The organism is Actinobacillus seminis (assembly GCF_002263215.1).
Taxonomy (GTDB): domain Bacteria; phylum Pseudomonadota; class Gammaproteobacteria; order Enterobacterales; family Pasteurellaceae; genus Actinobacillus_B; species Actinobacillus_B seminis.
This window is the reverse complement of sequence record NZ_NLFK01000005.1, coordinates 117,783-131,241: the sequence shown is the minus strand read 5'-3', so window position 1 is coordinate 131,241 and position 13,459 is coordinate 117,783. Positions and strand designations below refer to the sequence as shown.

Sequence of the window (13,459 nt, the reverse complement as noted above, 5' to 3'; positions counted from 1 at the left end):
AGTGCGGTGATTTTGACCGCACTTTTAATCGGATTTTATCAAATAAAATCATTATTACAAAACCTTATTCTCTTGCTAAGGCATTTATCGGATCTAATTGCGCGGCATTTTTTGCCGGCATATAGCCAAATACCACGCCGATTAATGTAGAACATAATACGGCGGCGATAATCGACCAATTAGAGAAAATCATGGCAAAATCGGTCATCAGCGAGTTAAATAGCGTGCCAAATAACAAGGCAAACACAATACCGGTAAGCCCGCCGATCATACAAATTAATACTGCTTCAATTAAAAATTGCTGTAATATATTCGATTGCCTTGCGCCAATTGCCATGCGCACGCCGATTTCTTTGGTGCGTTCAGTGACCGAAACTAACATGATATTCATCACGCCAATACCGCCAACCACCAGTGAGATCAACGCGATAGATGAGATTAACAGGCGCATGGTATTGGTGGTACTTTCTACGGTTTGCTTAATCGTATCGGTATTCATGGTAAAAAAGTCTTTTTTGCCATGTCGAGCACGTAACAAGGCGGTTACATCTTTTTCCGCAACGGAAGAATTCACATCATCACGCACTTTAAGCGTAATGGAAGCTATTTTTTGATCTCCGGAAATTTTGTTCATTGCAGTAGTATAAGGAATATAAATTTTTAAGCTTGAACTGTTCATGCCCATTGTTTTAGACGTTGCCACCACGCCGATCACGCGCAATGGTTTTTTGTTTAACATCAAAATTTTACCCAATGGATTTTGCTTGTTAAACACTTCTTGCAACGTATTATCATCAATTACTGCTACCGATTCGCTATTTTTTACATCTTTTGCGCTAAACAAGGATCCTTGCTGTAAGCTTAGCCCTTTTACATCAAAAAATTGTTCACCAACGCCTTGTACCTGTGCTGTAAAATCTTTATTTTCAAAGACTAAGGTACCGTTTACGCTGGTATTTGGCGTGACGCTTTCGATATAACGTTGGCGTCCAAGCATATTGGCATCATCAATGGTCAGATTTTGCATTTTTTCCGAACGCCGATCACCAAATCCCGTTCCGTTATACACATCCATGGTATTAGTTCCCATGGAATTAATATTGGCAAGGATTTTTTGTTGCGAACCGTTTCCTAAGGCTACTACACAAACCACCGAGGTAATCCCAATAATAATCCCCAGCATGGTTAAAAGCGAGCGCAGTTTATGGGCAATAATGGCTTTAACCGACATATTAAAGGATTCGATAAATTGATCTTTATAGAAATTAAAACGACTTTTTTTTACCTCCGGGAATGGTATTTTTCTGCCGGTAAAATCGGATTTACGCTGATCTTCGATAATGCGACCATCTTTAATTTCAATGATCCGATTGGCAAAATTGGCAACTTGCTGATCGTGGGTGACCAAAATAATGGTGTGTCCTTCTTGATGCAATTGCTGCAAGATTTCCATGACGTTTTCGCCGCTTTTACTGTCCAAGGCGCCGGTCGGCTCATCCGCTAAAATAATATCGCCGCCGTTCATCAACGCTCGCGCAATACTGACCCGTTGTTGCTGACCGCCGGAAAGTTGACCGGGTTTATTTTGCAGTCGATCGCTCAATCCTAATTTTTCCAGTAAAAGTGCGGCGCGTTTTAGGCGAGATTTTTGATCCATGCCGGCATAAATCGCCGGAAGTGCGACATTTTCCACCGCACTTAGGGTCGAAAGCAGATTATAACGTTGGAAAATAAAGCCAAATTTCTTTTGACGCAGTTCGGAGAGTTGATCTGAATTCAGGCGGCTGACTTCCGTATCGGCGATTAGATAAGAGCCGGATGTGGCGGTATCTAAGCAGCCGATAATATTCATTAAAGTGGATTTTCCGGAACCGGATTGCCCGATAATGGCAACAAAATCGCCTTTTTTAATTTCTAAATCTATATCTTTTAAAATATGAGTACGATTTTCATCTTCGCCAAAAAAGCGATTTAGTTGCTTAATTTCAATAATATTCATAACAAACCAACCGCACTTTAGAACATTCTCGGACGACGAACTGCGCCGACGGTTTCACCGGCGGTCACTTGAGAGGAAATCACTTTTTCGCCCTCTTGTAAACCGGATAAAATTTGTGTATTGATATCGTCATTTATCCCAATTTCCACTTCGCGCTGTTCCACCTGATTATCTGCGATCAGCACATTCACAAATACTTTATTTTTTTGTCTTTTCAGCGTAATGGTTGGTACTAACAGCACATTTTCTACATTAGCAATAGTAATATGGTTTTGAGTTGTCATGCCGATACGCAATTTATTGTCCGGATTATCCACAACGAGGTTAGCATAGTAATAAATGGCGTTGGTGTCAGAAATGCTTTCTTTATATTCGTTATCGGTTAAGGTGGTCATTGCCGGATCAACGGAATCAATTTTGGCATGATAAACTGTATCCGGATCGGAAAGGGTAGAGAACGCTACCGTCATGCCGGCATTTACTTTGATAATATCCCCTTCGGAAATTTCCGGTTTAATCAGCACTTTGCTTAAATCCGCCACTTGCACAATGGTTGGTGTTGTTTGATTGGCGTTAACGGTTTGTCCCACAGAAACGGGAATAGAAATTACGGTGGCATCAATTGGCGCGACGATTTTAGTATACCCCAAATTGGTTTTTGCATTACTTAGTTCAATTTCCGCTTGTTTAATCAAGGCATTGGTTTCGTCAATCGCGGCTTCTGCACTGGCCAACGTGTCTTTTGCATGTTCAAACTCATCTAAACTCGCGGATTTTTTCACATATAATTTTGCTAACCGATTGTAAGACGATTTGGCGACGCTGTAGGCAACTTTGCGCGCTTTTAATTGCGCTTGATAAGCGGCAAGTTTAGCGGAGGCAGTGTCCAAAGTGTTTCGCTGCGTTGAAGAGTCAATTTCCGCAATTATTTCCCCGGCTTTGACTTTTTGTCCCAAGGTGACATAAATTTTTTCAATTTTTCCTGAAACTTGCGCACCGACTTCAACGCGATTGTAAGCCCTTACAGTGCCGGTTGCGACTACGTTTTTTTGCAAATTGCCACGTTGTACGGTTTCCGTGAGGTAAGTAATTTGGTTGTCCGTATTTTTGCCGAAGTAGAAATAGCCGGCAACGACAGCGGAGATCACAATAAAAAGTAAAAAAGACGTTTTTTGGTCATATGATCCTCAATTTTTTATTCCTCAAATGATGTGCTGACCAGTATAGAAATCAAATCTTAAGTGAAATGTTATTTAATGAATGAATGTTTGTTCATTTTAACATTTCACTTAAGAAGAACAAGAAATTATTTAAAAAACTGAAAAAACAACCGCACTTTGTATTCCGGATACAAACATTGTAAAATAGTCAAATTATGTCAGAAGAATTAGTTCACATGAGGTTAAAATGAACCATACTGCTATTGAAGAGAATAACGAACACCGTCCAACAAACTTTATTCGCCAAATTATTGATGAAGATTTGGCAAGCGGTAAGCATCAAAATGTTTATACCCGTTTCCCGCCGGAGCCTAATGGCTACTTACATATCGGTCATGCAAAATCGATTTGTTTAAATTTTGGCATTGCACAAGATTACAATGGGTTATGTAATTTACGTTTTGACGATACCAACCCCGTGAAAGAAGATGTGGAATATGTGGATTCGATTAAGCAAGATGTGGAATGGCTGGGATTTCATTGGCAAGGCGAACCTCGTTATGCCTCCGATTATTTTGATCAATTGTACGGATATGCTGTTGAATTAATTGAAAAAGGCTTGGCTTATGTGGATGAGCTTTCGGCGGAAGAAATGCGCGAATATCGCGGCACATTGACCGAACCCGGTAAAAATAGCCCTTATCGTGATCGCAGTGTCGAAGAAAATTTAGCTTTATTTGAAAAAATGAAAAATGGCGAATTTGCAGAAGGTAAGGCAAGTTTGCGCGCCAAAATTGATATGGCATCGCCGTTTATGGTCATGCGTGATCCGGTGCTTTATCGGATTAAATTTGCCAGCCATCACCAAACCGGCGATAAATGGTGCATTTATCCAATGTACGATTTTACCCATTGTATTTCTGATGCGATTGAGCGGATTACCCATTCTTTGTGTACGTTGGAATTCCAAGATAACCGTCGTTTATATGATTGGATATTGGAGCATATCTCCATTGAACGTCCGTTACCGCACCAATATGAATTCTCTCGTTTAAATTTGGAATATACCTTAACATCTAAACGTAAGTTATTGAAATTAGTGGAAGAGGGTATTGTAGATGGTTGGAACGATCCGCGTATGCCGACCATCTCCGGGCTGCGTCGTCGTGGCTATACGCCGGAATCTTTGCGTGAATTTTGCCGTCGTATCGGTGTCACTAAACAAGATAATGTGGTGGAATATAGCGCCTTGGAAAGCTGTGTTCGTGATGATCTGAATGTCAATGCACCGCGCGCCATGGCGGTGATTAATCCGTTGCGCATTGTGATCGAAAACTTCAGTGGCAGCGAAACGCTTAAGGCGCCAAATCATCCGAATCGTGAAGAATTAGGTACCAGAGAATTGCCTTTCACCAAAGAATTGTATATCGATCAAGCCGATTTTCGCGAGGAGGCGAATAAACAATATAAACGTTTGGTATTAGGTAAAGAAGTGCGCTTGCGTCATGCTTACGTAATCAAGGCAGAACGGGTGGAAAAAGACGACGAAGGGAATATTACCACAGTTTATTGTACTTATGATCCGGATACGTTAGGTAAAAATCCGGCGGATGGACGCAAAGTTAAAGGCGTTATCCAATGGGTCTCTGCCACAGATAATCTTGCTGCAGAATTTCGCATTTATGATCGTTTATTTACTGTTGCCAACCCAAGTGCGGCAGAGGATCTTAATGAAGTGTTAAATCCAAATTCCTTAGTGGTTAAACAGGGTTTTGTGGAAAAAAGCCTTGCTAATGCGCCTGTGGAAAAAGTCTACCAATTTGAGCGTGAAGGCTATTATTGTGCCGACAGTAAAGACTACTGCCCGGAACGGTTAGTGTTTAACTTAACCGTCAGCTTGAAGGAAGGGTTTTAATTTCGTTTAAGCGAGGAAAATAAGCTAAAACAGCGGATCAATTTGATCCGCTTTTTTTACATTTCAGTCTTTTTTAATGACCAATAAATGCACTATCCGCGGTTTGTCGATAAAGGAGAATATGCTAAAATCCCAAAAAATTTGACCGCACTTTAGGAAATCACTATGTCAGATCTTATGCCGCACAGTCGTCATCCGTATTTGGATTCGGTTAAGCACATTGTCGCTATTGGCGGCGGGCATGGCTTGGGACGGGTGATGTCGGCGTTAAGTTTTATGAAAGAACGTTTGACCGGTATTGTGACGACGACAGATAATGGCGGTTCAACCGGGCGAATTCGTATGCAGCAGGGCGGGATTGCGTGGGGTGATTTGCGTAATTGTTTAAATCAAATCATTACGGAACCGAGTACCGCATCGGCGCTTTTTGAATATCGTTTTAGTGGGCAAGGGGAGTTGGCAGGGCATAATTTGGGCAATTTAATGTTAACTGCCTTGGGCAATTTATATGTTCGCCCGACGGAGGCGGTGAACCTTATTCGCGAATTATTGCACGTCAAATCCTTTATTATTCCTATGTCGGAATCTTCAGTGCATTTGGCGGCAAGTTTGCCTTCCGGCAAAAGTATTGTGGGCGAAGTCGGGATTGATAATTTGGATGTGCTGCCAAAATCTGTATTTTTAGTACCGCTGGTGAGCGCGACACCGGAAGCGGTTGAGGCGTTAAACAAGGCGGAGGTGATTTTATTCGGTCCCGGCAGCTTTTTAACCAGTATTATGCCGCCTTTGCTGCTGCCTGAAATTGTGCAAAGTTTACAACAAAGTTCTGCGAAAAAAATTTTTATTGATAATTTAGGCGTGGAACATAGCCCTGTGGCGGCATTGTCCTTAAGCGAACGTATTGATTGGATTGATGATGTCATTGGGAAAAAAATCATTGATGGCGCGATTATCCCCATAAACTCGCCGGAAAAAGACCGCACTTTTAATTGCAAAATTATGGCGCGTCGCTTGAATGCGGATGATGTCAGTTATCGTCATGATCGCACGTTATTATGCAAAGCCATTGATGATATATTAAGCGAATTATGAGGCGTTTCGTTGCTTTTTACTGCTTAAAATAATGTCAATTTTGACCGCACTTTTATGTCGCCTTTCCTGTCAGAGCATTTTATATTCATTACTTAAGATTTTTTGTTTAAAATATCGTTATATGCTTTTTTATTTCATTGAAAATGAAATAAAAAATGTCTATTTTGTTAAATAGATCAAATTTTAGGTATATCTTTAACGAAATTAATCATTTACAATAGACAAGAATTTATCGCATAACTCCGAGCTTGTTTTACCTAAGTTTGCCCAAATAAGGTAGCAATGCCAGCGACAATGTAAACTAAAATGTCGCTCAGGGATATTACCGGAAACGGTTTATCCTCTCGTGTTTTAGAAAGGTGTTCCATGCAAACTATACCCATTAAAAACGTTGGGCAGACTTGTTTAATTGATGAGTTCCAACGCCAATATTATTATTTACGTTTATCCATTACGGATATGTGCAATTTTCGTTGTAATTATTGCTTGCCGAATGGTTATCAACCGGAAGCGAATAAGCCGAGTTTTTTAACCTTGGCGGAAATTCGTCGTCTTGCTATGGCATTTGCTGATTTAGGGACGGAAAAAATTCGCGTGACCGGCGGGGAGCCGACTTTACGCAAGGATTTTTTGCCGATTGTTGAAACGTTGGCGCAAATTCCGCAACTCAAAACCCTCGCTTTGACCACCAACGGTTATCGTATGGCAAAAGATGTGGCGGCTTGGAAAGCTGCGGGCATTACTTCGATTAATGTTAGCGTGGATAGCCTTGATGCTAAAATGTTTTATCAAATTACCGGCGTGGATAAATTTGATGAAGTGATGCGCGGGATTGATCGTGCGTTTGAATGCGGCTATCAGAAAGTGAAAGTAAATTCCGTTTTGATGAAACGCTTGAATGATCAAGATTTTGCACAATTTTTGGCTTGGATCAAAGATAAACCGATCCAAATGCGCTTTATCGAATTGATGCAAACCGGTGAGATGGAGCAGTTTTTCGCACAACATCACTTGTCGGGGCAAGCATTAGCACAACGATTGTTCCGTGATGGTTGGCAATTGCAGAACAAAGGGCGGAGCGACGGTCCGGCGAAAGTCTTTCGCCATCCGGATTATCTTGGCGAAATTGGGTTGATTATGCCTTATGAGAAAAACTTTTGTGCCGGTTGCAATCGCTTGCGAGTATCTGCGAAAGGAAAATTGCATTTATGCTTATTTGGTGAGGAAAGTATTGAATTGCGCGATTTGTTACAATCTGATGAGCAAATCACTCAATTACAAACTCGCTTATTCAGTGCGTTACAGGGTAAACGCGAGCATCACTTTTTACATCAAGGGGATAGTGGAGTGCGTAATCATCTTGCCGGTATCGGCGGTTAATTTTACTGGAGGCTGGATTTTATATGACAGGTCTTACACATATTAATAATAACGGGGAAGCCAATATGGTAGACGTTTCAGATAAGCAAGAAACGGTACGTATTGCCAGAGCAGAGGCATTTATTACCATGTCGGCAGAGACCTTGGCAATGATTATGTCAGGGCAGCATCATAAAGGTGATGTTTTCGCGACGGCGCGCATTGCCGGCATTCAAGCAGCGAAACGTACATGGGAGTTAATTCCATTGTGTCATCCGTTGCTGTTGTCGAAAGTGGAAGTGCAAGTTACTGCCTTGCCGGAATGCAATCAGGTACATATTGAAAGTCTATGTAAATTAACCGGTAAAACAGGTGTAGAAATGGAAGCATTGACTGCTGCCGGTGTTGCCGCTTTGACGATTTATGATATGTGTAAAGCGGTGCAAAAAGATATGGTTATCGAACAAGTTCGCTTATTAGAAAAGAGCGGTGGAAAATCCGGCCATTTTATGGCGGCGCAAGCACGATAAAAAATAAAGGAAAAACTATGTTAAACGTATTATTTTTTGCACAAACTAGAGAAGTAATCGGTGTGGATAGCTTTCAATTAGCCGCCTCTTTTGCTACAGCGGAAGAAGTGCGTGCGCATTTAGCGGCAAAAGGGGATAAATGGGCATTGGCGTTGGAGAAAGGCAAGTTGCTGGTAGCGATCAATCAAACCTTAAGTCCATTGGAAAGTGCGGTCAAAAAGGGAGATGAAATTGCCTTTTTCCCGCCGGTAACCGGAGGCTAAATGGGCGATATTCAAATTGCAGTTCAAGAACAACCTTTTGATCAGCAAGCGATTTATCAATGGATTTCAGCGCCGAATGTCGTCGGAGCAAGCGTCATTTTGGTTGGTAAAGTACGTGATTTGAACTTGGGTGATGCCGTATCCGGTTTGTATTTAGAGCATTATCCGGCAATGACGGAAAAAGCGTTGTGGGAAATTGTTGAACAAGCTAAACAGCGCTGGGATATTTTGCGTGTGGCGGTTGTTCATCGGGTTGGGTTGTTGCATACCGGTGATGAAATCGTTTTGGTCGGTGTGAGCTCCGCACATCGTAGCGAGGCGTACCAAGCAAATGAATTTATTATGGATTTTCTTAAAAGCAAAGCGCCTTTTTGGAAAAAAGAGCAAACTGATAAAGGTGAACGTTGGGTTGAACCTCGCGCAGTTGATCAACAAGCGCTGGAACGTTGGGAAAAATAGAAACTAATATGTTGTCTTGTAGAATAAAAATGGCTTTCTGATATAAATAAAGAAAGCCATTTTTTATCTGATCGTGCCGTAAATCCACGCCCTAAAGGATTTAAGTTTACGGCACGGTCAGCTAAAATAGATTTAGCTTCTTGGATCGGGAGTTTCCAATACGTCTTTGGTTTGTTTTTCTCTAAATTGCCATAAACGCATTGCCAAGTCAGGATCAAATGCCGCCAGAATTTGCGCGGCTAATAAGCCAGCATTTGCGGCTCCGGCAGGACCGATTGCCAAGGTTCCAACCGGAATGCCTTTTGGCATTTGTACAATCGAATAGAGGCTGTCAACGCCACTTAATATGGAGCTTTTCACCGGGACACCCAATACCGGTACAATAGTTTTTGCCGCAAGCATTCCCGGTAAATGCGCCGCGCCGCCGGCACCGGCAATAATGACTTTGTATCCTTTTTCGACCGCACTTTCGGCAAATTGAAATAATTTATCCGGCGTACGATGAGCCGATACGATTTCGACGTGATAAGGCAATTGAAGTTGATCTAAAATCGCAGTGGCTTCTTGCATGGTTACCCAGTCGCTTTTTGATCCCATAACAATAGCAATTTGTGGATGACGGTTTGGCATAATATCGTTTCCTGTTAATAACAAAAGGTGTAGAGTAGCGTATTTTGCTTTTTTTCGCAAACGATTGCTTGTGTTTTTAGGTGAGCTTATTTTCTTTTTATGAAGCAGAAACATGAAATAGATCACAAATAGAGAAAATTGCATTTTACTCATTGATTTTTATGGCGATAATAGCCTAGGCGTTAGCCATGATAATAAAGGAGTCATTTTATGAAATTAAAAAAATTATCCGCATTAATATTTTTAGGGGTGGGCATTTCAAGTGCGTATGCGGCTGAATTGCCGAATATTACGATTTTAGCTACCGGCGGTACTATTGCCGGGAGCGGAAAAAGTTCGGTCAGTTCGGAATATCTGGCCGGTCAGTTGACGATTGATACGTTAATTGAGGCGGTTCCTGAGATGAAAACTATTGCTAATATTAAAGGCGAGCAAATTGTCAAAATCGGTTCGCAAGATATGAGCGACGAGGTGTGGTTAAAATTAGCGAAAGCCATTAACAGTCAATGTAAAGGTACCGATGGTTTTGTGATTACCCATGGCACGGATACCATGGAAGAAACCGCGTATTTTTTAGATATGACGGTAAAATGCGAAAAACCGGTGGTTTTAGTTGGCGCAATGCGTCCGGCAACCGAGAAAAGTGCGGACGGTCCGTTAAACCTTTATAATGCTGTCGTGGCGGCATCTGACAAAGCTTCGGCGGGGCGCGGGGTATTAGTCGCAATGAATGATGTGGTGTTAGGCGCGCGTGATGTGACCAAAACCGGTACCACAGCGGTGCAAGCCTTTAGTTCACCGAATTTTGGTGCCTTAGGTTATATCCATAACAGCAAAGTAGATTATGAACGTGCTCCGGAAAGTATGCATACGGTAAATACACCTTTTAAGGTGGATGAGTTAACCGAATTGCCAAAAGTTGGGATCGTTTATGCGTATTCCAATATGCCGACGGAACCGTTGAAAGCCTTGTTGGATGCCGGATATAAAGGTATTGTCGTTGCAGGCGTGGGTAATGGTAATGTGAATGCTGCCAATTTAGCATTACTCGAACAAGCCGCGAAAAACGGGGTAGCAGTGGTGCGTTCTTCTCGTGTTCCGACCGGATATACCACGCGAGATGCCGAAGTGGATGACAGTAAATACGGTTTTAGCGCATCCGGTACCTTAAACCCGCAAAAAGCGCGTGTTTTATTACAATTAGCCTTAACCAAAACTCGGGATCCGAAACAAATTCAACAGTATTTTGAGGATTTTTAATTTTATTACGTAATATTTTAAAAGTGCGGTAAAACCATCGCACTTTTGGCTTATTAAGCGGGCTTGATAGAATGAAGATATCTGTTCAGTGAAGAAAACCTTCTTGCAAGTTCGCAGTAAAAATCATATCCTAAGCACAAATTTAGCATGACATTTTAGGTTGTTTTATGACCACTAAAGCAAAATATAGAAAAGACTATAAGAAACCGGATTTTACGGTTACCGCTCTCTCTCTTGATTTTCAACTTGATCCTCAAAAAACGGTTGTGACCGCCCAAAGTCAGTTCCAACGTGTCAACTCGGAAAGTTCGACGTTGCGCCTTGACGGACAGGGTTTTCAGTTTGTTTCACTTTTATTGAATGGTGAAAAATTCACGAACTATCAACAAGATAGCGAAAGCTTAACGTTGGATTTAGGGTTCGTTGAGGCGGATAGTTTTACGTTAGAAATTGTTACCTGTTTGGTTCCGGCGGAAAATACCTCGCTGCAAGGATTGTATCAGTCCGGCGATGGTATTTGTACGCAATGTGAAGCGGAAGGTTTCCGTCAGATTACTTATATGTTGGATCGTCCGGATGTTTTGGCGCGTTATACTACCAAAATTACCGCCGATAAAAGTAAATATCCGTATTTACTTTCCAACGGTAATCGCGTGGCGAGTGGTGATTTGGAGGATGGTCGCCATTGGGTTCAATGGCAAGATCCATTTCCTAAACCGAGTTATTTATTCGCCTTGGTTGCGGGCGACTTTGATTTATTGCAAGACAAGTTTGTAACCAAAAGCGGACGGGAAGTGTTGCTTGAATTATATGTGGATCGTGGCAATTTAAATCGTGCCGATTGGGCAATGCAGAGCTTGAAAAAAGCCATGAAATGGGACGAAGAGCGTTTCGGTTTAGAATACGATTTGGATATTTATATGATCGTTGCGGTGGATTTTTTCAATATGGGCGCCATGGAAAACAAAGGGTTAAATATTTTTAATTCCAAATTTGTATTGGCAAATCCGCAAACCGCTACGGATGACGATTATTTGGCGATTGAAAGTGTGATTGCGCATGAATATTTTCATAACTGGACAGGCAATCGCGTCACTTGTCGCGATTGGTTTCAATTGAGCTTAAAAGAAGGCTTAACAGTTTTCCGTGATCAAGAGTTCTCCTCCGATACCGGATCGCGCGCGGTTAATCGTATCAATAATGTGAAATTGTTGAGAACCGTGCAATTTGCTGAGGATTCAGGTCCAATGTCGCATCCGATACGACCGGAAAAAGTGATTGAAATGAATAACTTTTATACTGTTACTGTGTATGAAAAAGGGGCGGAAGTGATCCGTATGTTACATACCTTGTTGGGCGAAGAAGGGTTCCAAGCGGGGATGCGGCGCTATATTGCGGAAAATGATGGGAAAGCGGCGACTTGCGAAGATTTTGTGTCCGCAATGGAACGAGCATCCGGCGTGGATCTGGCTCAATTCCGTCGTTGGTATAGCCAATCGGGTACGCCGGAATTAACAATCACGGACAGTTATGACGAAAAAACGCATACCTATCAATTATCGGTTTCGCAAATGACGCCGGCAACTGCCGATCAAATGGATAAAGTGAATTTGCATATTCCGCTCAAAATAGCGCTTTATGATGAGCAGGGGATTGAGCAATTGTTGCAATATGATGGTCAAGCGGTTTGCGATGTTTTAAATGTGACGCAACAAGACCAACTATTTGAATTCCATAATATTTATACTAAACCTGTGCCGGCATTGTTGTGCGATTTTTCGGCGCCGGTAAAATTGGATTATGAATATTCCACTAAACAATTATTAGTGTTGTTACAATCGGCAAAAAATGAATTTGTGCGTTGGGATGCGGCGCAGATGCTATTTAATGCGGAGTTACGTCGTAATTTGACTAATTATCAACAAGGCGAAGCGCTTAGTATTTCTGCTGAAATTTTGACCGCACTTTCGAGCGTTTTGGAGCATTATCAAAGCAATGTGGCATTGACGACCTTGATTTTAACCTTGCCGAAAGAAACGGAATTTGCTGAATTGTTTAAAACGATCGATCCTGACGGTATTTCGGCGGTGCGCCAATTTATGCTGAAAAGCATTGCGGAACATTTAAAAGAATTATTATTGAAAACCTACAATAAAATTCAGTTCGATGAATATCGTCTTGAGCAATCGGATATTGCATTGCGCGGCTTGCGCAATTTATGTTTAAGTTATTTAGCTTATACCCAATTTGGCAATGCTTTGGCACATAAACATTATACTTACGCTAATAATATGACGGATACGTTAGCGGCGTTGGCGGTAGTGACTAAAGCGCAATTGCCTTGTCGTGAAGTCTTGTTGCAAGATTTTGAGCAAAAATGGCAACATGACGGGTTAGTGATGGATAAATGGTTTGCTTTGCAGGCAACAAGACCGGATGAACACGTATTGCAACAGGTTATCCGGTTGATGGATCACCCGAGCTTTAATTTCAATAATCCAAACCGTTTGCGAGCGTTAGTCGGCAGTTTTGTGGCGCATAATTTAAAAGCGTTCCATGCTATTGATGGCTCAGGTTATCGTTTTTTAACCGATATTTTATTGCGTTTAAACGAAACCAATCCACAGGTAGCGTCGCGCTTAATTGAGCCGCTGATTCGTTTTGCCCGTTTTGATGCACAACGTCAAACCTTGATGAAACGTGCGCTTGAGCGATTAAGTGAAGTAGAAAATTTATCGCGCGATTTATTTGAAAAAATTGAAAAAGCGCTTCAATAAAAAAATAAAAGTGCG

At 41.7% G+C, this 13,459-nt stretch carries 11 protein-coding genes and 1 riboswitch; of the genes, 8 read left to right on the top strand and 3 right to left on the bottom strand.

Translation table 11 applies throughout. The annotated features are described in order from the left end of the window. Positions 1 to 64 precede the first annotated feature (64 nt). Positions 65 to 1,999 carry a MacB family efflux pump subunit gene (locus CFY87_RS06430; RefSeq protein WP_094946411.1) on the bottom strand — a complete coding sequence of 645 codons (1,935 nt, stop codon included), beginning with the start codon at positions 1,997 to 1,999 and terminating at the stop codon, positions 65 to 67. 17 nt (positions 2,000 to 2,016) lie between these two features. After that, positions 2,017 to 3,147, bottom strand: coding sequence for an efflux RND transporter periplasmic adaptor subunit (locus tag CFY87_RS06425; protein ID WP_236757371.1), 1,131 nt, complete (start codon positions 3,145 to 3,147; stop codon positions 2,017 to 2,019). Positions 3,148 to 3,406: 259 nt separating this feature from the next. Between CFY87_RS06425 and glnS the strand changes: the two genes are divergently transcribed. The 6 genes from glnS to moaE all read left to right on the top strand — a co-directional run bounded on the left by glnS (position 3,407) and on the right by moaE (position 8,777). Next, complete coding sequence (gene glnS, locus CFY87_RS06420) at positions 3,407 to 5,074, top strand: glutamine--tRNA ligase (RefSeq protein ID WP_094946409.1); 1,668 nt, start codon at positions 3,407 to 3,409, stop codon at positions 5,072 to 5,074. A gap of 165 nt (positions 5,075 to 5,239) precedes the next feature. Next, positions 5,240 to 6,166, top strand: coding sequence for a gluconeogenesis factor YvcK family protein (locus CFY87_RS06415; RefSeq protein WP_094946408.1), 927 nt, complete (start codon positions 5,240 to 5,242; stop codon positions 6,164 to 6,166). Positions 6,167 to 6,394: 228 nt separating this feature from the next. Next, a riboswitch (molybdenum cofactor riboswitch) is annotated at positions 6,395 to 6,544 on the top strand. Continuing rightward, positions 6,533 to 7,546: a GTP 3',8-cyclase MoaA gene (gene moaA, locus CFY87_RS06410; protein WP_094946407.1), complete on the top strand. Its 1,014-nt coding sequence runs from the start codon at positions 6,533 to 6,535 to the stop codon at positions 7,544 to 7,546. Its footprint overlaps the riboswitch before it by 12 nt. Before the next feature lie 23 nt (positions 7,547 to 7,569). Continuing rightward, on the top strand, positions 7,570 to 8,055 hold the full coding sequence (gene moaC, locus CFY87_RS06405) for a cyclic pyranopterin monophosphate synthase MoaC (protein WP_094946406.1): 486 nt from the start codon (positions 7,570 to 7,572) through the stop codon (positions 8,053 to 8,055). A 17-nt stretch (positions 8,056 to 8,072) separates the two neighbouring features. Beyond that, a complete protein-coding gene (gene moaD, locus CFY87_RS06400) occupies positions 8,073 to 8,318 on the top strand; it encodes a molybdopterin synthase sulfur carrier subunit (RefSeq protein WP_094946405.1) in 246 nt (81 codons plus the stop codon). Further along, complete coding sequence (moaE, locus tag CFY87_RS06395) at positions 8,319 to 8,777, top strand: molybdopterin synthase catalytic subunit MoaE (protein ID WP_094946404.1); 459 nt, start codon at positions 8,319 to 8,321, stop codon at positions 8,775 to 8,777. Between the two features lie 132 nt (positions 8,778 to 8,909). Here the strand turns inward: moaE and purE are convergent, their stop codons facing one another. Continuing rightward, entirely contained in the window at positions 8,910 to 9,407 is a 498-nt protein-coding gene (gene purE, locus CFY87_RS06390; protein WP_094946403.1) for a 5-(carboxyamino)imidazole ribonucleotide mutase, read from the bottom strand. Positions 9,408 to 9,617: 210 nt separating this feature from the next. Here purE and ansB point away from each other — a divergent pair, with 210 nt between their 5' ends. Together ansB and pepN are read left to right on the top strand one after the other, a co-directional pair. Beyond that, positions 9,618 to 10,667 carry an L-asparaginase 2 gene (ansB, locus tag CFY87_RS06385; protein WP_094946402.1) on the top strand — a complete coding sequence of 350 codons (1,050 nt, stop codon included), beginning with the start codon at positions 9,618 to 9,620 and terminating at the stop codon, positions 10,665 to 10,667. A gap of 167 nt (positions 10,668 to 10,834) precedes the next feature. Next, entirely contained in the window at positions 10,835 to 13,444 is a 2,610-nt protein-coding gene (pepN, locus tag CFY87_RS06380; protein WP_094946401.1) for an aminopeptidase N, read from the top strand. The last annotated feature ends 15 nt before the right edge of the window (positions 13,445 to 13,459 follow it).

Bases quoted from the DNA above. Each gene is read 5' to 3' on its own strand.
- CFY87_RS06430 (WP_094946411.1), bottom strand. From the start codon at position 1,999: ATGAATATTATTGAAATTAAGCAACTAAATCGCTTTTTTGGCGAAGAT.
- glnS (WP_094946409.1), top strand. From the start codon at position 3,407: ATGAACCATACTGCTATTGAAGAGAATAACGAACACCGTCCAACAAAC.
- CFY87_RS06415 (WP_094946408.1), top strand. From the start codon at position 5,240: ATGTCAGATCTTATGCCGCACAGTCGTCATCCGTATTTGGATTCGGTT.
- moaA (WP_094946407.1), top strand. From the start codon at position 6,533: ATGCAAACTATACCCATTAAAAACGTTGGGCAGACTTGTTTAATTGAT.
- moaC (WP_094946406.1), top strand. From the start codon at position 7,570: ATGACAGGTCTTACACATATTAATAATAACGGGGAAGCCAATATGGTA.
- moaD (WP_094946405.1), top strand. From the start codon at position 8,073: ATGTTAAACGTATTATTTTTTGCACAAACTAGAGAAGTAATCGGTGTG.
- moaE (WP_094946404.1), top strand. From the start codon at position 8,319: ATGGGCGATATTCAAATTGCAGTTCAAGAACAACCTTTTGATCAGCAA.
- purE (WP_094946403.1), bottom strand. From the start codon at position 9,407: ATGCCAAACCGTCATCCACAAATTGCTATTGTTATGGGATCAAAAAGC.
- ansB (WP_094946402.1), top strand. From the start codon at position 9,618: ATGAAATTAAAAAAATTATCCGCATTAATATTTTTAGGGGTGGGCATT.
- pepN (WP_094946401.1), top strand. From the start codon at position 10,835: ATGACCACTAAAGCAAAATATAGAAAAGACTATAAGAAACCGGATTTT.